This is a genomic window from Acinetobacter sp. YH01022, assembly GCF_013420235.1.
GTDB lineage: Bacteria > Pseudomonadota > Gammaproteobacteria > Pseudomonadales > Moraxellaceae > Acinetobacter.
This window is the reverse complement of sequence record NZ_VOYP01000010.1, coordinates 56,038-82,897: the sequence shown is the minus strand read 5'-3', so window position 1 is coordinate 82,897 and position 26,860 is coordinate 56,038. Positions and strand designations below refer to the sequence as shown.

The 26,860-nt window shown below is 43.1% G+C and carries 20 protein-coding genes and 5 tRNA genes; 21 read left to right on the top strand and 4 right to left on the bottom strand.

Annotation, left to right across the window (positions count from 1 at the left end):
• Window positions 1-104: 104 nt before the first annotated feature.
• The 15 genes from trpE to rpoC all read left to right on the top strand — a co-directional run bounded on the left by trpE (window position 105) and on the right by rpoC (window position 15,844).
• Window positions 105-1,598, top strand: a complete 1,494-nt coding sequence (gene trpE, locus FTT87_RS05400) for an anthranilate synthase component I (protein ID WP_166170661.1) — start codon at window positions 105-107, stop codon at window positions 1,596-1,598.
• Between the two features lie 98 nt (window positions 1,599-1,696).
• Window positions 1,697-1,772: transfer RNA gene (locus FTT87_RS05395), tRNA-Thr, on the top strand.
• Between the two features lie 54 nt (window positions 1,773-1,826).
• Window positions 1,827-1,910: transfer RNA gene (locus tag FTT87_RS05390), tRNA-Tyr, on the top strand.
• A gap of 38 nt (window positions 1,911-1,948) precedes the next feature.
• Window positions 1,949-2,024 (top strand) — tRNA-Gly (locus FTT87_RS05385).
• A gap of 15 nt (window positions 2,025-2,039) precedes the next feature.
• A tRNA-Thr gene (locus FTT87_RS05380) sits at window positions 2,040-2,114 on the top strand.
• Window positions 2,115-2,261: 147 nt separating this feature from the next.
• A complete protein-coding gene (tuf, locus tag FTT87_RS05375) occupies window positions 2,262-3,452 on the top strand; it encodes an elongation factor Tu (protein WP_086196440.1) in 1,191 nt (396 codons plus the stop codon).
• 56 nt (window positions 3,453-3,508) lie between these two features.
• Window positions 3,509-3,584: transfer RNA gene (locus tag FTT87_RS05370), tRNA-Trp, on the top strand.
• Between the two features lie 73 nt (window positions 3,585-3,657).
• Entirely contained in the window at window positions 3,658-4,098 is a 441-nt protein-coding gene (secE, locus tag FTT87_RS05365) for a preprotein translocase subunit SecE (RefSeq protein WP_086197256.1), read from the top strand.
• Window positions 4,099-4,105: 7 nt separating this feature from the next.
• The gene (nusG, locus tag FTT87_RS05360) at window positions 4,106-4,639 is read left to right on the top strand and encodes a transcription termination/antitermination protein NusG (protein ID WP_086197255.1); all 534 of its coding nucleotides are present in this window, start codon (window positions 4,106-4,108) and stop codon (window positions 4,637-4,639) included.
• 118 nt (window positions 4,640-4,757) lie between these two features.
• Window positions 4,758-5,186: a 50S ribosomal protein L11 gene (gene rplK, locus FTT87_RS05355; RefSeq protein ID WP_034587972.1), complete on the top strand. Its 429-nt coding sequence runs from the start codon at window positions 4,758-4,760 to the stop codon at window positions 5,184-5,186.
• Between the two features lie 3 nt (window positions 5,187-5,189).
• Window positions 5,190-5,885 (top strand): 50S ribosomal protein L1, encoded by a 696-nt coding sequence (gene rplA, locus FTT87_RS05350; RefSeq protein WP_166168483.1) that lies wholly within the window; start codon window positions 5,190-5,192, stop codon window positions 5,883-5,885.
• A gap of 304 nt (window positions 5,886-6,189) precedes the next feature.
• Window positions 6,190-6,696 (top strand): 50S ribosomal protein L10, encoded by a 507-nt coding sequence (gene rplJ, locus FTT87_RS05345; RefSeq protein ID WP_086197253.1) that lies wholly within the window; start codon window positions 6,190-6,192, stop codon window positions 6,694-6,696.
• Between the two features lie 48 nt (window positions 6,697-6,744).
• A complete protein-coding gene (gene rplL, locus FTT87_RS05340; RefSeq protein WP_086197252.1) occupies window positions 6,745-7,113 on the top strand; it encodes a 50S ribosomal protein L7/L12 in 369 nt (122 codons plus the stop codon).
• 304 nt (window positions 7,114-7,417) lie between these two features.
• Window positions 7,418-11,506, top strand: a complete 4,089-nt coding sequence (rpoB, locus tag FTT87_RS05335) for a DNA-directed RNA polymerase subunit beta (protein ID WP_180174536.1) — start codon at window positions 7,418-7,420, stop codon at window positions 11,504-11,506.
• Between the two features lie 147 nt (window positions 11,507-11,653).
• Entirely contained in the window at window positions 11,654-15,844 is a 4,191-nt protein-coding gene (rpoC, locus tag FTT87_RS05330) for a DNA-directed RNA polymerase subunit beta' (protein WP_180174535.1), read from the top strand.
• A gap of 158 nt (window positions 15,845-16,002) precedes the next feature.
• Here the strand turns inward: rpoC and FTT87_RS05325 are convergent, their stop codons facing one another.
• A complete protein-coding gene (locus tag FTT87_RS05325; RefSeq protein ID WP_180174534.1) occupies window positions 16,003-16,869 on the bottom strand; it encodes an alpha/beta hydrolase in 867 nt (288 codons plus the stop codon).
• Window positions 16,870-17,137: 268 nt separating this feature from the next.
• On the opposite strand from FTT87_RS05325, the gene FTT87_RS05320 reads away from it, so the two are divergent.
• Window positions 17,138-17,497 (top strand): DNA transfer protein p32, encoded by a 360-nt coding sequence (locus FTT87_RS05320; protein ID WP_086197247.1) that lies wholly within the window; start codon window positions 17,138-17,140, stop codon window positions 17,495-17,497.
• Window positions 17,498-17,547: 50 nt separating this feature from the next.
• Here the strand turns inward: FTT87_RS05320 and FTT87_RS05315 are convergent, their stop codons facing one another.
• Window positions 17,548-18,033, bottom strand: coding sequence for a PaaI family thioesterase (locus FTT87_RS05315; protein ID WP_180043493.1), 486 nt, complete (start codon window positions 18,031-18,033; stop codon window positions 17,548-17,550).
• A gap of 119 nt (window positions 18,034-18,152) precedes the next feature.
• Here FTT87_RS05315 and FTT87_RS05310 point away from each other — a divergent pair, with 119 nt between their 5' ends.
• The 5 genes from FTT87_RS05310 (at window position 18,153) to htpG (ending at window position 24,068) form a co-directional block, all read left to right on the top strand.
• Window positions 18,153-19,022 carry an alpha/beta fold hydrolase gene (locus FTT87_RS05310; protein ID WP_180043490.1) on the top strand — a complete coding sequence of 290 codons (870 nt, stop codon included), beginning with the start codon at window positions 18,153-18,155 and terminating at the stop codon, window positions 19,020-19,022.
• Window positions 19,023-19,151: 129 nt separating this feature from the next.
• Window positions 19,152-20,564 carry a Na+/H+ antiporter family protein gene (locus FTT87_RS05305; protein WP_180043488.1) on the top strand — a complete coding sequence of 471 codons (1,413 nt, stop codon included), beginning with the start codon at window positions 19,152-19,154 and terminating at the stop codon, window positions 20,562-20,564.
• Window positions 20,565-20,865: 301 nt separating this feature from the next.
• Window positions 20,866-21,528: an OmpW family protein gene (locus FTT87_RS05300; protein WP_180043486.1), complete on the top strand. Its 663-nt coding sequence runs from the start codon at window positions 20,866-20,868 to the stop codon at window positions 21,526-21,528.
• Window positions 21,529-21,710: 182 nt separating this feature from the next.
• A complete protein-coding gene (locus tag FTT87_RS05295; RefSeq protein WP_180082282.1) occupies window positions 21,711-22,055 on the top strand; it encodes a lysozyme inhibitor LprI family protein in 345 nt (114 codons plus the stop codon).
• Window positions 22,056-22,148: 93 nt separating this feature from the next.
• Window positions 22,149-24,068, top strand: a complete 1,920-nt coding sequence (gene htpG, locus FTT87_RS05290; protein ID WP_180082281.1) for a molecular chaperone HtpG — start codon at window positions 22,149-22,151, stop codon at window positions 24,066-24,068.
• A gap of 94 nt (window positions 24,069-24,162) precedes the next feature.
• Here the strand turns inward: htpG and FTT87_RS05285 are convergent, their stop codons facing one another.
• A complete protein-coding gene (locus FTT87_RS05285; RefSeq protein ID WP_180082280.1) occupies window positions 24,163-25,281 on the bottom strand; it encodes a hypothetical protein in 1,119 nt (372 codons plus the stop codon).
• An 85-nt stretch (window positions 25,282-25,366) separates the two neighbouring features.
• Window positions 25,367-26,854 (bottom strand): hypothetical protein, encoded by a 1,488-nt coding sequence (locus tag FTT87_RS05280; RefSeq protein WP_180174533.1) that lies wholly within the window; start codon window positions 26,852-26,854, stop codon window positions 25,367-25,369.
• Window positions 26,855-26,860 lie beyond the last annotated feature (6 nt).

The following is a 26,860-nucleotide window of genomic DNA, read 5'->3' as shown; positions in this document are numbered from 1 at the left end:
AGGATAGTGGAATGAGAAATTGTATGGTTTTTCGATGGCGAAACTAAGTCAGATTACAGGAAAACAAACTTAAACCAGCCATATCGAAAACATAGAGAATACTCATGACAACTCAAGCTCAATTCGAACAGTTAAAATCTGAGGGTTATAACCTGATTCCGGTTTATCGTCAGCGTTTGGCCGATACCGAAACTCCATTATCCGTATTTGCACGTCTGAAAGACCACAGTCAGGCCTATCTGTTTGAATCGGTCGAGGGAGGAGAGAACTGGGCACGTTATTCCATTATCGGTTTGGGTGAGTCCACTGTTTTTTCATGCAACCGCGGTGTATTAACCGTTCAGCAGGTGGATGGTTCTGTTGATACTCAGTCATGTAGCGACCCATTTCAGTATATCCGTGATTTTCAGGCGCAGTTCCATGTGCCGACGCAAAAAGATTTGCCTGATTTACCGAGTTTCACCGGGGGGCTGGTGGGCTATTTTGGCTATGATTCGGTACGCTATATTGAACCGCGCCTAAAAAATGTGCCTGAAGCCGATCCGGTCGGTTTGCCGGATATCTGGATGATGCTGTCTAAAACCGTCATTGTGTTTGATAACTTAAAAGACACCTTGTTCCTGATTGTACATGCAGATGCAAATGATCCCGAGGCCTATGCCAAAGCCCTGGCTCAATTGGATGAACTGGAAAATACGCTGGCAACCCCGATCAGCCTGCAAGCCAAAAAACATACCGCTCCCCATTTTGAGTCTTTAACCGGGCATGACAAGTTTATCGAGTCGATTGCCAAGGTGAAGGAATATATTAAAGCGGGCGATGTCATGCAGGTAGTGCCGGGGCATCGTATGGTCTCGGACTTCGATGGCGAGCCTTTACAGGTCTATCGTGCCTTGCGTCATCTGAATCCATCACCGTATCTGTTTCTGGTTCAAGGGCGGACTTTAGATAATCAAAAGCCATTTCATATCGTAGGATCTTCACCTGAGATTTTATCGCGTCTGGAAAATGGCATTGCGACTGTGCGTCCTTTGGCCGGGACGCGTCCACGTGGTAAAACCAAAGAAGAAGATTTGGCGCTTGAGCAAGATCTGCTTTCTGATGAAAAAGAGATTGCTGAACATTTGATGCTGATTGACCTGGGGCGTAACGATGTTGGGCGTGTGTCAAAAATCGGTAAAGTGCAGGTCACGGATAAGATGGTGATCGAACGTTATTCGCATGTCATGCATATTGTCTCGAATGTGCAGGGTGAAGTTCGCGATGATGTCGATGCGCTGGATGTGTTTAAAGCCACTTTCCCGGCAGGTACGCTTTCGGGTGCACCAAAAATCCGTGCCATGGAAATTATTGACGAAGTCGAGCCGGTCAAACGCGGAATTTTTGGAGGGGCTGTGGGTTATTTAGGCTGGCATGGTGAAATGGACATGTCGATTGCCATTCGAACCTGTGTGATTCGTGAAAATAAGGTCTATGTTCAGGCTGGCGCAGGTCTGGTTTATGACTCAAATCCTGAATCTGAGTGGAATGAAACCCAAATAAAAGCTCGCGCAGTGATCAAAGCGGTTGAATTATCGTCAAACGGATTGATTTTATGAGTTTTTGACGGTTTTTTTGAAAAAAACACTTGCACGGATTCTAAGTTTTGCTAAACTGCACACCGTTCCGATACGAAACGTACGAAACACTAAGAAACGCCGGCATAGCTCAGTTGGTAGAGCAACTGACTTGTAATCAGTAGGTCCACAGTTCGAATCCGTGTGCCGGCACCATCTTAGAAGTTTGGGTAGTGGGGTAAAAGAACAACACTGAAGTAAGTGTAAAATGGTGAGATTCCCGAGCGGTCAAAGGGAACAGACTGTAACTCTGTCGCGTAAGCTTCGAAGGTTCGAATCCTTCTCTCACCACCAATTTTAAGACTTCGATAAGTGGTTTATACCAACATCGTGCGGGAGTAGCTCAGTTGGTAGAGCGGTAGCCTTCCAAGCTACATGTCGCGAGTTCGACCCTCGTCTCCCGCTCCATTGAAGTTTTTATTTGCTCTTATAGCTCAGTGGTAGAGCACTCCCTTGGTAAGGGAGAGGTCTCGAGTTCAAATCTCGATAAGAGCTCCAGATACAGTTTGGCAACTTTGTTGCAAAGATTTTAAAAAGCAGGCTTATTAGTCTGCTTTTCAAGTATTGGGTGTTTGATTTTTTAAACGACATGTCGGAGCTGGGTTTTACTCAGGATTGTGTTCGACGTAAACGAGGAAGATGAACATGGCTAAGGCTAAGTTTGAACGTAACAAGCCACACGTAAACGTGGGCACAATTGGTCACGTCGACCATGGTAAAACTACTTTAACTGCTGCGATTGCAACTATTTGTGCAAAAACTTACGGCGGTGAAGCGAAAGATTACGCAGCAATTGACTCTGCACCAGAAGAAAAAGCACGTGGTATTACCATTAATACTTCACACGTAGAATACGATTCTCCATCTCGTCACTACGCTCACGTAGACTGCCCAGGACACGCCGATTATGTTAAAAACATGATCACTGGTGCTGCTCAGATGGACGGTGCAATCCTTGTATGTGCTGCGACTGACGGTCCTATGCCACAAACTCGTGAACACATCCTTTTGTCTCGCCAAGTAGGTGTACCTTACATCCTTGTGTTCCTGAACAAATGTGACCTTGTAGACGACGAAGAGTTGCTTGAACTGGTTGAAATGGAAGTTCGTGAACTTCTTTCTACTTATGACTTCCCTGGTGATGACACTCCTGTTATCCGTGGTTCAGCTTTGGCTGCGCTTAACGGTGACGCTGGTCAATATGGCGAATCTTCAGTTCTTGCTCTTGTTGAAGCGCTTGACACTTATATCCCAGAACCAGAACGTGCAATCGACAAAGCATTCTTGATGCCAATCGAAGACGTATTCTCAATTTCTGGTCGTGGTACAGTAGTAACTGGCCGTGTTGAATCAGGTATCGTGAAAGTAGGTGAAGAAGTTGAAATCGTAGGTATCAAAGATACAGTTAAGACAACTGTAACTGGCGTAGAAATGTTCCGTAAATTGCTTGACGAAGGTCGTGCAGGCGAGAACTGTGGTGTTCTTCTACGTGGTACTAAACGTGAAGACGTTCAACGTGGTCAAGTACTTGCTAAACCAGGTACAATCAAGCCGCACACTAAATTCGATGCAGAAGTATACGTACTTTCTAAAGAAGAAGGTGGTCGTCACACTCCATTCCTTAACGGTTACCGTCCACAGTTCTATTTCCGTACAACTGACGTAACTGGCGCGATTTCTTTGAAAGAAGGCGTTGAAATGGTTATGCCTGGTGACAACGTAGAAATGTCAGTAGAATTGATTCACCCAATCGCAATGGACCCAGGTCTACGTTTTGCGATCCGTGAAGGTGGTCGTACAGTTGGTGCTGGTGTTGTTGCTAAAGTAACTGCATAATAGCAACCATAAGTTGAAATTACAGATCGGGGACTTTAGTTCCCGATTTGTACTGTAGGTCAGTAGTTCAATTGGTAGAGCGTCGGTCTCCAAAACCGAATGTTGGGGGTTCGAGTCCCTCCTGGCCTGCCATTTTTTTAAAAAAAAGCTTGATGCTGGTTAAATTGTCATATAATAAGTCGCGAAGCCTACGACGAGTACAAAAATGTCGAATGATAAATCGCGTGACGCATTAAGCGAAGCGCCAATTCCACAAAGAAATAATTCTGCTGAAGTTGTTAATTCTGGTTCCCCTTTAGATATTGTTCTATGGGTTATCGCATTGATTTTGTTAATCGGTGCAGCCATAGGGGGGCAGTATTTGCCAGCGTATTGGGCACCAGCCAATAGTGTTTGGGTGCGCGTTGGAATAATTTTGGCTTGTATCGTAGTGGCTTTAGGTTTATTATACGCCACCCATCAAGGCAAAGGCTTTGTTCGTTTGTTGAAAGACGCTCGAATTGAGCTGCGTCGTGTGACTTGGCCGACTAAGCAGGAAACGGTATCCACATCTTGGCATGTTCTTGCTGTTGTTGTAATCGCTGCCATTGTTTTATGGTGTTTTGATTACATCTTGGGCTGGTTAATGAAGTTTTTTATCGGGTAAAAGAGCTATGAAACGTTGGTACATTATTCATGCCTATTCAGGTTATGAAAAACAAGTGATGCGTTCACTTAATGATCGAATCCAGCGTAGCGCTGTAGCCGATAGCTTTGGTGAAGTCCTGGTTCCTACCGAAGAAGTGGTAGAGATGAAGGATGGTAAGAAGCGTAAATCAGAGCGTAAATTCTTTCCTGGCTACGTATTAGTCGAAATGGAAATGAATGATGATACCTGGCACATCGTTAAAGAATGTCCAAAAGTATTGGGTTTCATTGGTGGTACAGCAGAGAAACCTGCACCAATTACGCAAAAAGAAGCTGATGCGATTCTTGCGCGTGTACGCAATACTGGTGAAGCACCTCGTCCTAAGACGATGTTTGAGCCAGGCGAAGAATTACTCGTTATTGATGGTCCATTTACCGACTTTAAAGGTGTGGTGGAAGAAGTTCTTTACGAGAAGTCACGTTTGACGTTGACAATCAATGTATTCAATCGTCCAACTCAGGTTGAGCTCGAATTTCGTCAAGTCGAAAAAGCGAACTGATTTAAGTTGGATTGAAAACGCCCGATTTGTTATGGATCGGGCATTGTTGTTGTAACAGTATTGTTACATAAATAGCGTTGGGGAGCCTAGCGGCGTTTGTACCCAGAGGTAATTTGAAATGGCTAAGAAGATTGACGGCTATATCAAGCTGCAAGTTCCAGCTGGTAAAGCGAATCCATCTCCACCGATTGGTCCTGCACTAGGTCAACGTGGTGTTAACATCATGGCATTCTGTAAAGAATTCAATGCTGCTACACAAAAAGTTGAACCAGGTCTTCCAATTCCTGTAGTGATTACTGTGTACAACGACAAGTCGTTCACATTTATCATGAAAACTCCACCTGCTGCTATTCTTCTTAAGAAAGCTGCTGGTATTCAAAAGGGTTCAGCTGTACCTAACAAAACTAAAGTTGGTAAGTTGACTCGTGCTCAGTTAGAAGAAATTGCGACTACTAAAGAACCAGATTTAACTGGTGCTGATTTAGACGCACGTGTACGTACCATTGCTGGTTCTGCGCGTTCTATGGGCTTGGAAGTGGAGCTATAAGACATGGCTAAATTAACTAAACGTCAAAAAGCCATTGCTGCTGCTGTAGAAGCAAACAAAGTTTACACTTTGGAAGAAGCAGTACAAGTTTTAACTAGCCTTCCTGCTGCTAAATTCAAAGAATCTTTGGATGTATCAGTAAATCTAGGTGTTGACCCACGTAAATCTGACCAGGTTGTTCGTGGCGCGACTACACTTCCTGCAGGTACTGGTAAAACTGTACGTGTTGCTGTGTTTGCTCAAGGTGCTGCTGCTGAAGCTGCTAAAGCTGAAGGCGCAGACATCGTTGGTTTTGATGATCTTGCTGAAAGCATTCAAGCGGGTAACCTTGATTTCGACGTAGTAATTGCTGCTCCAGATGCAATGCGCGTTGTAGGTAAACTTGGTACGATTCTTGGTCCACGTGGCTTAATGCCAAACCCTAAAGTGGGTACAGTAACTCCTGACGTAGCTGGCGCTGTTAAAAACGCTAAAGCTGGTCAAGCACGTTACCGTGTAGACAAAGCGGGTATCATCCACGCTGCGATCGGTCAAGTTGGCTTTGAAGCTGCTGCTGTTCGTCAAAACGTTGAAGCTCTTGTAGCTGACCTTAAGAAAGCAAAACCTGCGACTTCTAAAGGTGTTTACATCAAAAAGATCACTTTAAGCTCAACTATGGGTCCTGGTCTTACTATTGATGTAGCAAACGTATCTAACTAAGTTTGACTTAGAAAAGAATTTTAAAGCCCTGAGTAAGTTTTAAAGTACTACTTTAAAACTTACGCAAGAAACGCTTCGTCGTATTTTGCGAACTTAGGCAAACTTTGAATTGATAAATGTAAATTTGTCAGCGTCAAAGACCTCGGGCGAGGGGAGTTCTTTGGAACTCACTTCTTAAAAGTCCAGTCCGAGTAGACGCGGTGGTGTGATTTGTTCATCCTCCGCGTGTAAGTCCAGTGATGGCCTTACGAATTGGGAGTGTACTTCTTTGTAAGTGCATAAATCACCGTTAGGAGGTTTTACAATGGCTCTTCTTATCGAAGGCAAAAAACAGATCGTAGCTGAAGTAGCTGAAGTTGCTTCTACTGCATTTGCTGCTGTTGTTGCTGACTACCAAGGTTTAACTGTTGAGCAATTAACTGCTCTTCGTGTTGAAGCTCGTAAACTAGGTGTTGCTACACGTGTTGTGCGTAATACTTTAGCTAAACGTGCTCTTCAAGATACTCAATTCAATATCTTGAATGACAACCTTGTTGGCCCAACAATCTTAGCTTTCTCAACTTCTGAAGACGACATGGGCGCAGCTGCTCGCTTGTTTGAAGAATTTGCTAAAACTAACAAAGCATTTGAACTTAAAGCTGCTGCATTTGACGGCAAGGTTTATCAAGGTGCTGAAGTTAGCGTTATCGCAAACCTTCCAAACCAAGAAAAAGCGCTTACTATGCTTGCAAACGTTCTTCAAGCTCCTATTTCGAAATTGGGTCGCCTTATTACTGCGCTCAAAGAGAAAAACGAGTCAGAAGCTGCATAAGCTTAAATTTACTTTCACACCATTCAATCCCCATTTGGAGTTATTCTCATGGCTTTAACTAACGAAGAAATCTTAAACGCAGTTGCTGAAAAAACTGTTCTTGAACTTGTTGAACTTATCTCTGCTTTTGAAGAAAAATTCAACGTATCTGCTGCTGCTGTAGCTGTTGCTGCTGGTCCTGCTGCTGGTGCTGCTGTTGAAGAACAAACTGAATTCAACGTTGAGTTGACTTCTTTCGGTGCTAACAAAGTAGCTGTAATTAAAGCAGTTCGTGAAATCACTGGTCTTGGCTTGAAAGAAGCTAAAGACATGGTTGAAGGCGCTCCTTCAGTTCTTAAAGAAGGCGTTTCTAAAGAAGAAGCTGAAGAACTTAAGAAAAAACTTGAAGAAACTGGTGCTACAGTTACTGTTAAGTAATTTCGATCGGGGTCTAATTTTAAATTGACCCCAAAAATTGGCTGATGGCTCTTGGGTCATCAGCCTTTTTGCGTTACAATTATCGGCTCGATTTTTGTTTGATTGGTGTAAAAAAGCATCAATTATTATAATAATCAATAATATCAAACGTTTACCAATATTTTTTATATTTGAAAATATTGCTAAGCGTTTTAATACCACTAAAAATTGCAGCATTTGTAAAAAGTGGTGGCCATATCGGCCTGTGTAATTCCTTCTAGGTCCGTTCTGCAGGCGGACTTAGTTTACTTTCCGAGGACTCCAGATGGCATACTCATATACCGAAAAGAAACGGATCCGTAAGAATTTTGGTAAATTGCCTAGCGTCATGGATGCTCCGTACTTGCTCGCGATTCAGGTCGACTCGTACCGAACATTCTTACAAGATGGCAAAACACCAAAAAACCGCGAAGATATCGGTCTCCAAGCCGCATTTCGTTCAGTTTTTCCTATTGAAAGTTATTCTGGCAATGCTGCTTTAGAATTTGTTGAGTATAGTCTTGGTAAGCCTGAGTTTGACGTGCGTGAATGTATTTTACGCGGTTCAACTTATGCAGCACCAATGCGTGTAAAAATTCGTTTGATCTTAAAAGATCGCGAAACCAAATCAATTAAAGACGTACGTGAACAAGAAGTGTACATGGGTGAAATGCCACTTATGACAGAAAACGGTACTTTTGTCATCAATGGTACTGAGCGTGTAATCGTATCTCAATTACACCGTTCACCAGGCGTGTTCTTTGACCACGATAAAGGCAAAACACATTCTAGCGGTAAAGTTCTTTATTCTGCACGTATCATTCCTTACCGTGGTTCATGGCTGGATTTCGAATTCGATGCTAAAGACCTTGTATATGTTCGTATTGACCGTCGTCGTAAATTGCTTGCGACTGTGGTTCTTCGTGCTTTGGGTTATAGCAACGAACAAATCCTGGATATGTTCTACGAAAAAGTACCTGTGTATCTTGACATGGGTAGCTACCAGATTGACCTGGTTCCAGAACGTCTTCGTGGCGAAATGGCGCAATTCGACATTGCTGACAATGACGGTAAAGTGATTGTAGAGCAAGGTAAACGTATCAATGCGCGTCACGTACGTCAGATGGAAGCTGCTGGTTTAGAAAAACTTTCTGTTCCGGATGAATACTTGTACGAACGTATTGTTGCTGAAGATGTTGCTTTACGTGACGGTGAAGTGATTGCAGCCAATACGGTATTGAGCCATGAGATCATGGTGAAATTGGCTGAAGGTGGCGTAAAACAATTTAACGTATTGTTCACGAATGATATCGATCGCGGTTCATTCATTGCTGACTCTTTACGTGCTGATACAACTACTGGTCGTGAAGAAGCACTGGTAGAAATTTACAAAGTGATGCGTCCAGGCGAGCCACCAACAAAAGAAGCTGCTGAGAACCTGTTCAACAACCTGTTCTTCTCTTCTGAACGTTATGACTTGTCTCCGGTCGGTCGTATGAAGTTCAACCGTCGTTTGGGTCGTCCTTACGAAGTCGGTACTGATCAGAAGTCTCGTGAAGTTGAAGGTATTCTTTCAAACGAAGACATCACTGATGTATTAAAAACATTGGTTGAAATTCGTAACGGTAAAGGTGAAGTCGACGATATTGACCATTTAGGTAACCGTCGTGTTCGTTCTGTTGGTGAAATGACAGAAAACCAGTTCCGTGTTGGTCTTGTTCGTGTTGAACGTGCTGTTAAAGAACGTTTAAGCCAAGCTGAAACTGACAACTTGTCTCCGCAAGATTTAATCAATGCGAAACCAGTTGCTGCTGCAATCAAAGAATTCTTTGGTTCAAGTCAGTTGTCTCAGTTCATGGACCAAAACAACCCGTTGTCTGAAATTACACACAAACGTCGTGTATCAGCGCTTGGGCCTGGTGGTTTGACACGTGAACGTGCGGGCTTCGAAGTACGTGACGTACATCAAACTCACTATGGTCGTGTGTGTCCAATTGAGACTCCTGAGGGTCCAAACATTGGTTTGATTAACTCACTTTCTGTTTATGCGAAATGTAATAACTTCGGTTTCCTGGAAACTCCATACCGTAAAGTTGTAGATGGTCGTGTAACAGATGACGTTGAATATCTTTCTGCAATTGAAGAAGTAGGTACTGTCATTGCACAGGCCGATTCTGCAATTGATAAAGAAGGTAACCTGACTGAAGAATTCGTTTCTGTACGTCACCAAGGTGATTTCGTACGTATGCCTCCTGAAAAAGTGACGCATATGGATGTATCTGCTCAACAGGTTGTATCTGTTGCTGCATCACTTATTCCATTCCTTGAACACGATGATGCGAACCGTGCATTGATGGGTTCAAACATGCAACGTCAGGCAGTACCTACGTTGATCGCCGACAAGCCGCTTGTTGGTACTGGTATGGAAGCAAACGTAGCGCACGACTCAGGTGTATGTGTACTTGCGAAACGTGGTGGTCGTATTGAATTTGTAGACGCGTCTCGTGTGGTAATTCGTGTCAACGAAGAAGAGATGATCGCAGGTGAAGCAGGTGTAGATATTTACAACCTGATCAAATATACACGTTCGAACCAGAACACTTGTATCAACCAGAAAGTTCTTGTGAAACTTGGTGATAAAGTTGGTCGTGGTGACGTTCTTGCGGATGGTCCATCTACGGATGGCGGTGAATTGGCGCTTGGTCAAAACATGCGCGTAGCGTTCATGACCTGGAACGGTTACAACTACGAAGACTCGATCTTGTTATCTGAGCGTGTTCTTCAAGAAGACCGTTTAACGTCGATTCATATTCAAGAATTGTCATGTGTTGCACGTGATACCAAGTTAGGTGCAGAAGAAATTACTGCTGATATTCCTAACGTTGGCGAAGCTGCACTGTCTAAACTGGACGAGTCAGGTATTGTTTACATCGGTGCTGAAGTAACAGCGGGTGACATCCTGGTTGGTAAAGTAACACCGAAAGGTGAAACGCAGTTGACGCCTGAAGAAAAATTGCTTCGTGCAATCTTCGGTGAAAAAGCAGCTGACGTTAAAGACTCTTCTTTACGTGTGTCTTCAGGCGTGAAAGGTACTGTAATTGACGTTCAAGTGTTTACACGTGACGGTCTTGAAAAAGACGAACGTGCTCAAGCCATTGAGAAAGCACAGCTTGATGCTTACCGTAAAGACTTGAAAGAAGAATTTAAAATCTTCGAAGAAGCAGCACGTGAACGTATTGTTCGCCTGTTAAAAGGTCAAGAATCGAATGGTGGTGGTACCACTAAACGCGGTGACAAGCTGACTGAAGAAGTATTGTCTGGTTTAGAGCTTGTTGACTTACTGGATATCCAGCCAAGTGATGAAGCAATTGCTGAGCGTTTAACGCAAATTCAGGTGTTCTTGAAAGAGAAGAGCCAAGAAATTGACGAGAAATTTGCTGAGAAAAAACGCAAACTTTCTACCGGTGATGAACTGACCACTGGCGTATTGAAAGTGGTTAAGGTTTACCTCGCAGTTAAACGTCGCATCCAGCCGGGTGATAAGATGGCGGGTCGTCACGGTAACAAGGGTGTTGTATCCAACATCTTGCCCGTAGAAGACATGCCGCACGATGCCAACGGTGTTCCTGTGGATGTGGTACTTAACCCGCTAGGTGTACCATCACGTATGAACGTGGGGCAGATTCTGGAAACTCACTTGGGTATGGCAGCGAAGGGTCTGGGTGACAAGATCGACAAGATGCTGAAAGAGCAACGCACTGTACTTGAGCTTCGTGACTTCTTGGACAAGATTTACAACAAAGTTGGCGGTCAGCAAGAAGATCTTGACAGCTTAACTGATGATGAAATCTTGGCATTGTCTGGTAATTTGCGTGCTGGTGTTCCTTTAGCAACTCCGGTATTCGATGGTGCTGAAGAATCGCAAATCAAAGAATTGCTTGAACTTGGTGGCATTTCACGTACTGGTCAAACGGTATTGTATGATGGCCGTACCGGTGAACGTTTTGACCGTCCAGTAACTGTAGGTTACATGTACATGCTGAAACTGAACCACTTGGTTGATGACAAGATGCATGCGCGTTCTACAGGTTCTTACTCGTTAGTAACGCAACAACCATTGGGTGGTAAAGCCCAGTTCGGTGGTCAGCGTTTCGGTGAGATGGAAGTCTGGGCACTGGAAGCATACGGTGCAGCTTACACGCTCCAAGAAATGCTTACTGTTAAGTCGGATGACGTTGAAGGTCGTACTCGTATCTATAAGAACATTGTAGATGGTAACCATTACATGGACCCAGGTATGCCTGAATCGTTCAACGTATTGACCAAAGAGATCCGTTCTTTAGGTATCAACATTGAACTGAAAAATGGTGACTAATTAAATCCCCCTGACCCCCTTTTTCAAAGGGGGAAAGTTCCCCTCTTTATCAAAGAGGGGCTAGGGGAGATTCCAAATTTCAGTTAAAAAACAATATTTGTGACCCAGTTGTGAAGTGAAAATCTCCACAACACACGGAGAAAAAAATTGAAAGACTTGCTCGATATCATGCGCAAAAAGACGGATTCTGATGGTCATGCTCCAGTAGAGTTTGATCGCATCCGTATTGGTCTTGCGTCACCAGAAATGATTAAGTCATGGTCTCATGGTGAAGTTAAAAAGCCAGAGACAATTAACTACCGTACCTTCAAACCTGAACGTGACGGTTTGTTCTGTGCCAAAATCTTTGGTCCGGTAAAAGATTACGAATGCTTGTGTGGTAAATACAAGCGTATGAAATACAAAGGCGTCATTTGTGAAAAATGTGGCGTTGAAGTAACAACTGCGAAAGTTCGTCGTGAGCGTATGGGTCACATCGAATTGGCTTCTCCAGTTGCGCACATCTGGTTCTTGAAATCATTACCGTCTCGTATCGGTCTTCTTCTAGACATGACTTTACGTGACATCGAACGCGTATTGTATTTCGAATCTTACGTGGTCACTGACCCAGGTATGACTCCAATGGAGAAATACCAACTTCTGAACGATGAAGAATACTTCACGGCGTTAGAAGAGCACGGTGATGAATTCACTGCAAAAATGGGTGCAGAAGCTGTTCAGGACCTGTTGAAAGACATCGATCTTGAAGCTGAAATTTCACGTCTTCGCGAAGAAATTCCTAACACAACTTCAGAAACCAAGCTGAAAAAAGCGTCTAAACGCTTGAAGTTGATGGAAGCGTTCAAAGAGTCAAACAACAAGCCAGAATGGATGGTATTAACTGTATTGCCAGTTCTTCCACCAGACCTTCGTCCGTTGGTTCCGCTTGAAGGTGGACGTTTCGCGACTTCTGATTTGAACGATCTTTACCGTCGTGTGATTAACCGTAACAACCGTTTAAAACGTCTTCTTGACCTTGCTGCTCCAGACATTATCGTACGTAACGAAAAACGTATGCTGCAAGAGTCTGTAGATGCATTGCTTGATAACGGTCGTCGTGGTCGTGCAATTACCGGTTCGAACAAACGTCCGCTTAAATCTTTGGCTGATATGATCAAAGGTAAGCAAGGTCGTTTCCGTCAAAACTTACTTGGTAAGCGTGTCGATTACTCTGGTCGTTCGGTTATTACTGTAGGTCCAACTTTACGTTTGCACCAATGTGGTCTTCCGAAGAAAATGGCACTTGAATTATTCAAGCCATTCATTTTCGCAAAACTGCAAGCTTCTGGCCAAGCAACAACCATTAAAGCTGCGAAGAAAATGGTTGAGCGCGAAACTCCAGAAGTTTGGGACGTTCTTGCTCACGTGATCCGTCAACATCCAGTGATGTTGAACCGTGCGCCTACACTTCACCGTTTGGGTCTTCAAGCATTTGAACCAACCCTGATTGAAGGTAAAGCGATCCGTCTACACCCACTCGTATGTGCTGCGTTTAACGCCGACTTCGACGGTGACCAAATGGCGGTACACGTACCATTAACACTTGAAGCTCAGTTAGAAGCTCGTGCGTTAATGATGTCGACCAACAACATCTTGTCACCAGCCAACGGTGAGCCAATCATCGTACCTTCTCAGGACGTGGTCTTGGGCTTGTATTACATCACGCGTGATGCAATCAATGCCAAAGGTGAAGGCATGGTGTTCGCGGATACTGATGAAGTAAACCGTGCACTTGCAACAGGTCAGGTAGATTTACACGCTCGCGTTAAAGCACGTGTACACCAGACTGTGATTGACGAAGATGGAAACCGTGAACAGCAAACCATTATTGTTGACACGACTCCAGGCCGCTGTCTGCTTTGGGAAGTTGTTCCTGAAGGGATGGACTTCCAGCAAATCAACGTTGAGATGACGAAAAAGAACATCTCCAAGTTAATTAACTCTTGCTACCGTAAATTGGGTCTGAAAGATACCGTGATCTTTGCTGACCAATTGATGTACCTGGGCTTCCGTCAAGCGACTCGTTCTGGTGTATCTGTTGGTATGGAAGACATGCTCATTCCACCAGCGAAATACTCGATCATCGAAAAAGCAGAAGTTGAAGTTCGTGAAATCGAACAACAATTCGAACAAGGTTTCGTAACTGCCGGTGAACGTTATAACAAGGTAGTCGATATCTGGGCGCGTACCAATGACCAGGTAGCGAAAGCGATGATGGACAACTTGTCTTTCACGACTGTTAAGAACAAACAGGGTGAAGATGAGAAACAGAAATCATTCAACAGTATCTACATGATGTCTGACTCGGGTGCCCGTGGTTCGGCAGCTCAGATTCGTCAGTTGGCGGGTATGCGTGGTTTGATGGCGAAACCAGATGGTTCGATCATTGAAACCCCGATTAAAGCAAACTTCCGTGAAGGTTTGACAGTACTTCAGTACTTCATTTCAACACATGGTGCGCGTAAAGGTTTGGCCGATACAGCACTTAAAACAGCAAACTCTGGTTACTTGACTCGTCGTCTGGTAGACGTAGCGCAGGATTTGGTTATTACCGAGCCGGATTGTGGTACTTATGGCGGTCTGGTCATGACGCCATTCATTCAAGGTGGCGATGTCATCGAGAATCTGGGTGCTCGAGTATTGGGTCGTGTTGTTGCTGAAGATGTGAAACGTGCTGGTTCTGACGAAGTCATTCTTCCACGTAATACTTTAATTGACGAAAAAATTGCTGCCTTCCTTGAAGAAGCAGGTGTCGATGAAGTTAAAGTACGTTCAGTTGTAAACTGTGAATCTACATTTGGCGTATGTGCGAAGTGTTATGGTCGTGACCTTGCTCGCGGTCACTTGGTTAACCCAGGTGAATCTGTGGGTGTAATGGCTGCTCAATCAATTGGTGAGCCAGGTACACAGTTAACCATGCGTACGTTCCACGTCGGTGGTGCTGCGAGCCGAACTTCTGCTGCAAATAGCGTACAAGTTCGTAACAAAGGTACAGTACGTTTCCACAACGTGAAAACAGTACAACATGCCAAAGGTCACCTGGTATCAACTTCACGTTCAGGTGAAATCGGTATTGCAGATGACTTAGGTCGTGAACGCGAACGCTATAAACTTCCTTACGGTGCATCTATCTTGTTGAAAGATGGTGAAGCTGTAGAGGCAGGCGGTATCGTGGCGACTTGGGATCCACATACACATCCACTTGTGACAGAAGTTGCCGGTAAAGTACGTTTCAGCCAGATCGCTGATGGCGTAACTGTGACCTCGAAAACTGATGATGCAACAGGTATGACCACAATCGAAATCTTGCCAGTGACTTCACGTCCTGCGTCAGGTAAAGATTTACGTCCTGCAGTTGTGCTTGACACAGTTGATGGCGGCGAACAGTTCTACTTCTTGCCACAAAACACGATTCTTTCTGTCCGTGATGGCGAAACGATTGGTGTGGGTGATGTCATCGGTCGTGTACCACAAGAATCTTCACGTACCCGTGATATTACCGGTGGTCTGCCACGCGTAGCTGACTTGTTCGAAGCACGTAAACCGAAAGAACATGCAATTCTTGCTGAAATTTCTGGTGTGGTAAGTTTTGGTAAAGAGACCAAAGGCAAGAACCGTCTGGTGATCACTCCGGATGATGGCTCTGAGATTTACGAAGAGCTTATTCCGAAGTGGCGTACGATTAACGTGTTCGAAGGCGAGCATGTGAACCGTGGTGAAACCATTTCTGATGGTCCGCAAAATCCACACGACATCTTGCGCTTGAAAGGCGAAGTGGCATTGACCAACTACATCGTGAACGAAGTTCAGGACGTATACCGTCTGCAAGGTGTAAAAATCAACGATAAACACATTGAAGTCATCGTGCGTCAAATGTTGCGTAAAGTCGACATTACTGACGGTGGCGATACAAGCTTCATCAAAGGCGAACAAGTGGATTACATCCGTGTTATGAGTGAGAACCAAGCTGTTCTTGCACAGAACAAGTTCCCGGCGAAGTTTGAACGTCAATTGATGGGTATTACCAAAGCATCGCTTTCTACTGACTCGTTCATCTCTGCTGCATCGTTCCAGGAAACAACACGCGTGTTAACTGAAGCGGCTGTAACAGGTAAAGAAGATGACCTACGTGGCTTGAAAGAAAACGTTGTTGTGGGTCGCTTGATTCCAGCGGGTACTGGTCTTGCGTACCACTTGGAACGTCGTCGTCAAGAAGCAGAAGCTGCAGAACATGCGCTGGTTAATGACTTCTCTGATGTAGACCAAGCATTAAGCCAAGCATTTAACCAAGAATTCTAATTCGACGTTAAATGACTCAAAAAAGACGCCTTCGGGCGTCTTTTTTTATGCCTCTGTTTTTGAGAGCATATTGGGGATTTTAGAGAGGGAATAAGTTTTTTAAAAATAAGATCTTGTATGCTCAAATCATTTTTAGGTTAAATGAGATTGAAATAAGCTCATTTCTCCGTAGCGGAATGGCTTTGTATAAATAAATTCACCGCTTGGGTATATGTATTATTTTGCCCAAGTGACTGGTTGATTTCTCTGTGTGAAAGTGGAATAGGCAATAGCTGGGTTTTGGTTCCTGATTTTTGTGCTTGCTGAATAAATTGCTGTGCCTGTATACATGGTTGGTCTGGCCGAATTGTGGAACAAACAGCGAGAAATGCCGGTAAAGTTTGGTGTACTTGAGATATAGGAGAAAGTGCTTTCCAGTTTGATGGCTGATTACCAAAGGCTTGATCATAAAACCGTGCATGTCGAGTTTGCATAATAATTTCGACATTATAGGCAGCACTGTCTAAAGCCACTGTAGCACGCCAGGGCTGAGGCTGCGATGTCAGCCAGAGGGGGCGTGTAGTGAGTAGGCTGACTAAGTGTGCACCTGCTGAATGTCCCATCAGAACCAAACGTTTAGGATCAGCATGCCAATTTGCAGCCTGTTTCTGGATATAAATAAGTGCTTCTGCAATATCTTGGGTTTGTTGTTGTACGCTGACCTCAGGAACCAATCGATAATTGAGGGAAATAAATACCCAGTTTTGTTTGGTCCAATATGCCACTTTGTTTTTGACTACAGCCGCATTATTTTTATCTCCAGTGGTCCAGGCTCCTCCATGTACCATCACAATTAACGGTGTCAGCGTTTTATCTGGGAAAGCTTTGATGGGGAAATAGATATCCATGACCTGTTGAGCATGAGGCCCATAAGCAATATTTTTCAGGACTTTGGTTTTATTCATTAAGCTTGTATCAGAAGAATCCGGATAGGCCGATGAATTGTAACAGAACAATGTAAATATCAAGCAAAGGCGTTTTTTCATTCTCGTGATCCTTCCCATTTAAATAATATTAAATAAAGCCGCTGTGTTATTTAAAATTTTTCTTATAAAGTTATGTATCGATGGGAATACTTTAACTGATTTCTGATTTCGAACAATCGATCTTCCACATGCCGAATCGATTTTTTGGTATTTTAATTAAAATTAAATTACAACATTCAACATTAAAACTTGGAAAAGTAACATTACGCGGATATTAACTTCACACTCATGACGTATGCTGTAACAAATAGCCAAAAGGACATATCTCATGAAAAAGTTAATGAGCGTGATGGCAATGGCAACCCTGTCGACTTTTATGCTGGCAGGGTGTGATTCTATGTCTCCAAGAGAGCAACGTATTGGCGCAGCTGCACTTGGTGGTGCGGTTGGTGGTGGTGTAGGGAATCAGGTTGGTGGCGGTATCGGTGCAGCTGTCGGTGGTGGTGCCGGTGCAGCAGTAGGCAGTAAAACCCAGGGTGGTTCTAACCGTAATGCGACCTATAGTGGTGTCGGTGGTGCTATTGGTTCTGCGGTGGGTAAAAGTATCTTTGGGGGGAATGCCGGAGCTGCCATTGGTGGTGCCATTGGTGGTGGAGCAGGTGCAGCCATTGAAGAGAAAAAACGTTAATGAAGTTTAAAAATTTGATAAAAAGCGCTTGTTAATCAGGCGCTTTTTTGTCAATTATGGCTGGCCTTTGGTTTTTTTCGGCGGATATAGATGGTTTTTTCTACCTCGGCAATCCGTACGCCCGATTCATCAAAAATATTTACATGATAGTTTCGGTATACCGGGGCGTGATTTTCAGCAAGTCGCTTAATCTGGTCAATTTCTGTTGGATCGAGACGAATATCGGCATACACCGTACCACGACCAGGTGAGAGAAATTGTATGGATGCAGATTTATCCCACACAATGTATTTTGAACCCAAATGATGCATCAAAATCAGCATATATAAAGGATCGACCATTGCATATAAACTGCCGCCAAAATGTACACCGACAACATTTTGATTTTTACGGGTTAAAGGCATTTTGATGCGAATATGGTAATTCGCCAGATCCACCTTATCGATTTCAATCCCTGCACCGCGGTAAGGTGCATAGCGATTTAATAAAAATTTAGAGATAGCAGGAATTGTCTGTAGTTTTTTGAAAAGGCTCATTTGGGTCAATTATTATTTTTCGGCTTCAGAACATACTAAAACACAATGATCAGGCTGGCATTGATCGGATTGCCCAGATTCTGCAATAAATAGGCAATAAAAGAATAGGATAAAAATATATGCAAGCACAAACACAATGGGTGACTACTTCAGATCAGCAGCGGCTTTATGTGAAAACATGGGGCAATGAGGCAAACCCTGCTTTAGTCCTGGTTCATGGCTATCCGGATAATCAGGAAGTTTGGGAGCTGGTCATTCAGCAGCTGATTCAAGATTTTTATGTGTTGAGCTATGATGTACGCGGTGCAGGGAAATCCTCCATTCCGAAACGGATTCGTGACTATCGGCTGGAACAGTTATCTTTAGATCTGGAAAGTGTGGTCAATACCGTATTGGAAGACCATCCTTTTCACTTGGCAGCACATGACTGGGGTTCAATCCAGTCTTGGGAATCGGTGACTGAGCCGAAGTTTCGGGGGCGAATTTTATCTTATAGTACTATTTCCGGGCCCTGTCTGGATCATACCGCTTTCTGGATGCGTCAGCAATTTAAACAAAATAAGCCCAGGTTTTTTAAACAGCTGACTAAATCCTGGTATATCGCGGTGTTTCAATTGCCCTTGTTGGCGCCAGTCATCTGGACTTTATTTACGCCTGAAAAATGGGACAAAGTTTTGCAACAGTTAGAGCAGCAAAAAGATTTACCTTTAAACAGCCATATTGCTGCAGATGGAAAACATGGTATTGGACTGTATCGTGCCAACTTCATCCCACGTTTAACCCAACCACGTCAGCGTTTTGCTGTTTGTCCGGTGCAGGCGATTGTGCTGAAAAGAGACAATTTTGTCAGTCCGGAACTGATTGATGAAATGCCGAAATGGGCAGAAAATTTTCAGCATGTAGAAATAGATGCTAACCATTGGGCAATATTGAGCCAAGCAGAGTTGGTCGCAGAATATATCAAAAAATTTGCGCTAAAAAATAATTGAACAATTCTTTTTGATATAAATTTTAATTAAAATCAATTTCTTGTTGTTTTTTGACTGAGCCGATTTATTTACAGTTTCAAAAGGGTGCATCTGTTAAAATAACGGCTTTTTATCTTCCTTAAAATTTTCATGAATGCAGTAGTAATTGCGATTGCCGTGATGTTTATACTCTCACTGGCACGAGTTTCTGTTGTCTTGACTTTGGTCATTTCAGCGATTATTGGTGGCTTGGTTGCAGGTCTAAGTTTGTCGGATACTGTAACTGCATTTAATGCGGGTCTGGGTGATGGGGCAGAAGTTGCCCTGGCTTATGCGGTATTGGGTGCTTTTGCTTTGGCCTTGTCAAAATCAGGCTTGCCTGATCTTTTGGCACATAAATTAATTGGTTTGCTGGGTGCGGAAGCCACGCATCAAAAAACCAGAAAAGTAAAATATTTACTGTTAAGCATTTTACTGGTTGCAGCCATTTTTTCTCAAAACCTGATTCCTGTGCATATCGCCTTTATTCCGGTCTTGGTTCCTCCTTTACTTAAGGTTATGAATCACATGAATTTAGACCGTCGTGCGGCAGCATGTGTACTGACCATGGGGTTGGTCGGAACCTACATTTTCCTGCCAGTCGGTTTTGGTTCCATTTTCCTTGAACAAATTTTGATGGGCAACATCAATAAAATTGGTGCAGCCTATGGCTTGCATGTAGAGCGCTGGATGATGCCGATGGGGATGGCTATTCCGGTCATTGGCATGCTGATCGGTACGTTGACTGCTGTATTTTTCAGCTATCGCAAACCACGTCATTATATTGATCGTGCGGTTGCTCGTGTGACCACCATCGATCTGGACAAGCCAATTCGTGCGGGCGAAGTGAGTCTGCAAGCGGATGCCGAAGAACTCAAACATGAAGCAGAACAAGCGCCAGTCATCGCGAAAAAAACCATCTTTATGGCACTACTCGCGATTTCCTTGACTTTGGTTGCCCAGCTGTATTCAGGCTCGATGATCTTGGGTGGACTGGTCGGTTTTGCGGTACTGTCTGCTGCGGGTATCTTCAAATGGCAAGAGGCCGATGATGTCTTCGTTCAAGGCATGCGCATGATGGCATTGGTCGGCTTCATTATGATTTCTGCGGCTGGTTTTGCTTCGGTGATGACGCATACTGGTGACATCAATAGTCTGGTGAATGGGGTAGTGCATCTGATTGGTGACAACAAAGCCTTGGCTGCATTCCTGATGCTGTTTATTGGTTTGTTCGTAACCATCGGGATTGGTTCATCATTCTCCAGTGTACCGGTATTGGCAGTGATTTATGTACCGCTGTGCATACAATTTGGCTTTTCTCCATTGGCTACTGTGGCCTTGATTGGTACCGCAGCAGCATTGGGTGATGCCGGCTCTCCAGCTTCAGACTCAACTTTAGGTCCAACTGCAGGTCTGGGTGTAGATGGTCAGCATGATCATATTTGGGATACGGTCGTTCCAACATTTATCCATTTTAATATTCCATTATTGGTATTTGGCTGGATTGCTGCAATGGTACTTTAATGAATTTTTAATTCATTTTATTGCTTATTTTAAAACATGTATTTAAAATAAATGTTATTAAATAATTAATATAATAAAACCAAGCAATATACTTGGAATATAATCATTAATCTGATTAACATGGTTGGTATTAAAAAACCAACTATGTTGATCTGATTAAAATAAATAACTAATATTTTCAATGGTTTAAAAATAAATAAATTTAAAATAATTAATGGCTATTGCATATTAATAATAGGCATGTTTATTATTAATTAATGTTTAAATTTTGTAGTAATTATCCTTCTAGAGGTGATTTAAAATGTTAAAACAAGTTGCTCTTATCGCGTTAATGGGGATGTCTGCTTCTGCAATGGCAGGTAACTGGCAGGTTAAAGTTGGTGCTTCAGCATTAGCTCCACAAAATGATGATAACGGTACTTTAAATGTGCCTTTAGCTACTGGTGGTTCAGCAGCATTAAAAGCACAAGTAAGTAATGAAGTTAACTTCACTCCATCTGTTGAATATTTCTTTAATAATTCACCAATTTCAGTAGAGTTATTGCTTGCATTGCCTTTTGAACATGATGTAAACGTTGGTCCAATTGAAGATGCTGCTTCATTCAAGCATTTACCACCAACCATTACAGCAAAATATAATTTTAAGAACTCTACTCGTTTCACACCTTACATTGGTGTAGGCGCAACTGTGGTTATTCCTTGGGATGAGCAATTATCTCAGACTACTAAAAATGTAACTGGTGCAGAAAGTTTAGATGCTGATGTAGCATACGGTGTTGCTGGTCAGGTCGGTTTTAATTATCAACCAGCTGATGCGAAAAACTGGGGTGTTTTTGCTGATGTACGTTATGCGGATGTGAAAACTGAATTAACTGCAAAAACACCAGATGGCACTAAAGTAAGTTTAGGTGACCTTGAAGTTAACCCTTGGGTTTACACAATCGGTTATAGCTACAAATTCTAAAATAAAAATAGATATAAAATAAAAACAATAAATCAGCGCCAAAATCCCCATCTCTGATGGGGATTTTTATTTCATCATTCAGTCACAATAAAGTACAGAAATTGAGCACTTTTATCCTGTTTCATCATTAAAAATGCGTTTAAGTTGAGAGTCTACAATAAGCTAAAAAAGCAGGAAAAATCATGAAATTATTCATTGTATGCAAAGTGGTCTTTTTTAGTCTTTTAAGTGGATCGGTGTATGCAGCCAGTTTTAATTGTGACAAAGCAGAAACGTCAACTGAACATGCCATTTGCGAGCACCGTGCCATTAATGATGCTGATGTCAAAATGGCCACCACCTACAATATTATTAAACGTTTGGTGCCGATGGGAACACGCGGGGTAATTCAGGATGAGCAGGTCAAATGGTTACAGTTGCGCGACCAATGTGGCAATTCAAGCCGCTGTTTAAGCGAAGTGTATAAAATGCGCCAACAAAAGCTGAATCTGTATATGGAGCGTGTGTATCAACAAGGGCCTTTCTAAGAAAAATTTATTTGACCCTATTGAAAAATCTTTAACTTACTCCATTCATTAAGCATCCAATAAAAACCGTGTAACGAATTTAAGGAGTGATTTATGAGCGAACAAAGCGCACAAAAACATAGTTTCCAGGCTGAAGTCGCACAGTTATTGCATTTGGTGACGCATTCTCTCTATTCAAACCCTGAAATTTTTCTGCGAGAACTGATTTCGAACGCTTCAGATGCCTGTGACAAGTTGCGTTTTGAAGGGATTAACCATCCTGAATATTATGAAAATGACCCTGACTTGCATGTACGTGTCAGTCTGGATAAAGAAAATAAAACCATCACTATTTCCGACAACGGTATTGGTCTGACTCAACAAGAAGCCATTGATAATCTGGGCACCATTGCCAAATCGGGCACCAAGGACTTCATGTCTAAATTGTCCGGAGATCAAAAAGCGGATGCGCAATTAATTGGCCAGTTTGGTGTCGGTTTTTATTCAGGTTTTATTGTGGCTGAAAAGATTACCGTGGAATCGCGTCATGCTGCTGCTGATGTCGCTGACGGTGTACGCTGGATTAGCACTGGCACAGGTGATTTTGAAGTTGAACAAATCAATAAGGCTTCACGTGGAACAGACATTATTTTGCATTTGCGTGACAATGCACTGGAGTATTTAGAATCTTATAAAGTTAAGCAAATCATCAATAAATATTCTGACCATATTAGCCTGCCAATTGAAATGCAAAAAGAAATCTGGCAGCAAGAAGAAGCCGCTGAGGGGGAAGAAGCTAAGCCAGGTCAGATGGTGAAAACAGATGAATGGGAAGCTATTAACTCTGCCAGCGCACTTTGGACCCGCAATAAAAACGAGATCACTGACGAGCAATATACCGAATTCTACAAGAATCTCAGTCATGACTTTGATGCACCTTTGGCCTGGACCCATAACCGTGTAGAAGGCAGCACGGAATACACACAATTGCTTTATATTCCAAGCAAGGCGGCAAGCAATCTCTTTACCCGTGAAGCCAAAGCCGGCATTAAACTGTATGTCAAACGCGTATTTATTATGGATGAAGCGGATAACCTGATTCCAAACTACTTGCGTTTTGTGCAGGGGGTGGTAGACAGTGCCGATTTGCCGTTAAACGTGAGCCGTGAATTGCTGCAAGAAAGCCGTGACGTGAAAACCATTCGCGAAGGGAATGCACGCCGTGTGCTGACCATGCTGGATGCTTTGGCGAAGTCTGAAGATGAAAAAGACCAGGAGAAATTCAAAACGTTCTATGCTGAATTTGGTTCGGTGATTAAGGAAGGTCTGGGTGAAGACTTTGGTAACCGTGAACGGATCTTAAAATTATTACGTTTCTCGACTTCCAGCAATGATGAAATTTCAACTTCATTGGCAGATTACAAAGCACGCATGAAAGAAGGGCAGAAAGCCATTTATTACGTGACTGCGGAAAGCCTCAGTGCTGCGAAGAATTCGCCACAGCTGGAGCTGTTCAAGAAAAAAGGCATTGAAGTGCTGTTAATGGCGGATCGTGTAGATGAATGGGCGATGGAGTTCATTCATGAATTCGACGGAACGCCAATGCAAAATGTGTCCAAGGGTGCAGTAGACTTGGGTGATTTGCAGGATGCTGAAGAGAAGAAAGCACTGGAAGCAGCAGCTGAACAGTTTAAGCCTGTGGTGGACAAGCTCTCCGATTCTCTCAAAGCAAAAGCCCAACAAGTGCGTGTGACGACTCGTTTGGTCGATTCACCTGCCTGTCTGGTAACAGGCGAGGGTGAGCTGTCTCCACAATTGATTCGCATGTTGAAACAGGCTGGTCAGGCGGTTCCTGAATCAAAACCGATTTTAGAAATTAACCCTGAACATCCGCTGGTGAAAAAGCTGGAAGGATCGAACCAGTTTGATGACCTAGCCAATGTGATTTTTGACCAGGCAGTGATTGCAGAAGGCGGTTTGCCTGATGACCCTGCAGCCTATGTAAAACGTATTAACAGTTTATTGCTGAAATAAGTCCTTTTCGCATTAAGCAAAAAACCTCCTTCGGGAGGTTTTTTATTGCAGAAAATAGGCATATTGATGGATCAACTTGTTATATTGCCCAACATTAGAACAATGCTTCCATACGCACTAATACACCGAGGAAATGGCTGCGATCTTCACGATGGTCATTGAGATAGTTTAAATCGCCCTGTAGAAAAAACCATTCACGCACAAAAGGTTGCCGCCATGAAATATAGGGTCCCCAACTGTTCAGGCGAAGGTCGTTATTATTATAAAAACCGCCGGTATATAAGCCATAAGCAAAACGGTTATTCTGGAAAAATTGATGTTGTCTGAATAAATAATTATCCCAAGTGACATCGTCATCTTGTTTGTCTGCATAGGTCAGGCTGAGCTGATTGGATAAAAATGGCTGATTCGGTCGTGCATGGGTAAGTTCCAGATTGGTTCGCAAGTAGTTTTCACTATCTATGCCATAGCGGTAAATCTGTTCGGCATGAAATCTGAAATCATTTTCCAGTTGCCAGTCTCTGGACGCTTTAAGTCGTACATAAATATCATCCCCTGAACGAATCCCCAAATCCAGATCGGTTTCAAAAGGCAGCCGTTTGGAAAAATCCGACCAACGCAGGGCCAAGGAACTGTTACTTTCTTGTGTTCGTTCACGGTCTAAAGCTTTACTACTGGTGCTACCTGGATTTTCATCGGTAATAGCAACATTATTGTTCAGTTCGTTATCTAAAGAGTCATCACCGAATACCAAACTGATTTTACGTTCCAAGGTTGGAAGTTTAATTTTTCCGCGCAGACGTGGGCTAACTTCATAACCATCATGTTTATTCCAGCTGTTATCGATAATCAGGCGTAGGGTTGCTGAAGCTGGATCATTTGGATCGGGTTGCCCAAACCATTGATCTATTTTATGGGAGCTACGGTCTGTCCAGTTGCGGATTTCATGTTGTTTACGGTCTAGCCAGCTTTGTTTTTCAGTGGCCTGGATCGGAGGGACAATCACTGCATCTGACTGTTGCGGTAAAACTGTCGGCATCGCATCAATCAGGCTTGGAATCTGACTGAGCAAATTAAAATCTGTTTCTGTTGCGTTAAGCTTTTGTTGATCAACCCCGGTTTCAGCTGAGTTTGACCAGCTGACAGTAGACATGAGTCCAGAGATCAACACACATAAGAGGGGGCTTAATAGAGATAATTTTTTTTTCCGCATATCCTTGCTCTTATATTGTCTGATGATGACTAGTCTGGTAAAAAATCACACTAAAAAGCAAGCTCTTGCTACAAAAAATAAAAACTTAATTTGAAATATGCTTTTGAATCTCTTTATATAATTCCCGGCAATTAATCGGGGAACTGAATTGAGCAGTAATCATCTGAATCATTTGCCAGCTAATGCCATGATGGCGTTCCAATAAAAAATAAGGATAGGCCGATTCATTCTGTGACAGGGCTAAACGTTTGTGCCCATGAATAAGCCGTATTTTTTGCCGTTCTTTGAGTAAAAGTAGCGGTGTTTTAATATCGGCGGCACTTTCATCCAGCTTAATAATTTTTTGGGTTTGAATCAGTTGTGCAGGAATAAATGGCATATAGTTTTCATCATGCCAGATGCAAATGGCTTTATGCGTATAGACATCAAACAGGGCTTCAATAGAGTTAAAATGATCGGCCAGGTCTATCCAGGGAATTGTCTTGATTGCAGCCAGGGCATATTGCTCAGCATTATTCAATAATGGCATGAACTGCATGGCCTGCGCCTGGTTTTCTGCACCCAGTAATGCCAAATATCGAACAAAACAACCTTGCTGATTGATCTGCTCTGCCAGATAAATTGGGTAATGCTGCCATTTTTCCAGGTCTGCACCATGTAACAGTAAATCTAGATACGGGGCAATTTCTAGCAAGCTGGGAATGTCTAAACGATATAGCTGCTGTAATGAGGCTTCTTCGCCAGGTAGCGAATGAATACGGGCGACATATTGATTGAGTTCCAGGGTTTCTGCAACATCTTTGATGATAGATGACGGAGCCGCCGTATTCTCTATATCGGTGTGGGCGAGCGTAGAAGCCGCCATCGGTAGATCAGGTTCTACAGTTGAAGACGGTTGCTGAATCTCGGCAGGCTGCTGGCTTTGCTGCGCAGATGTTTCAGTGGCTATCGGCTCTTGATCTGAATACAGCTCAGTTATGGATAAATCCATTAAATTGGATTGTTCATGTTCAGCAATGGTTTCAAGCTCATCAGCAGCTACAGTTAGATTTGTCTTAGTCTCGGTTAAAACACTCGTTAGCTTTGGTACAATCAAATTTTGAATCTGTTTGAGTTCATAGTCTGTTTTTAGGCAACCATAGTTCTGTTGTTGTTGCAGCATCCAGTGATAGGCATCCTCCAGATTTTCCCATTCGCTGATCAGGGCTGTACGATTTGCTGCCGGAATTAACCAGATTTGCCAACCGAGTTGAGCATCATGCAAAATAGCCCAGCCAAAATCTGGATGTTGATAAAGGGCTTGCTCTAGCGCTTTACCTTGCTGAAATACGCCACGAAAAGAGAGCTGAAACAGGGTTTGAGCGGCGAAATCTGTAGCTGCTTTTTCGGGCTGGCTATGGGATTTAAATTGTAAAATCTGTTTTTTAAAAATCGGTTCATCACATAAAGCAAAAATGTCTTTTATCCGGGCTTTTGAGCTGGCAATTTCAAAGAAAGATAAGGAACGTTGTTCCAAGCCATCGATGAGTTGATTTAATTCGTGAATCAGCTTGGCTTTTTCTAAGACATTCATGTGCTG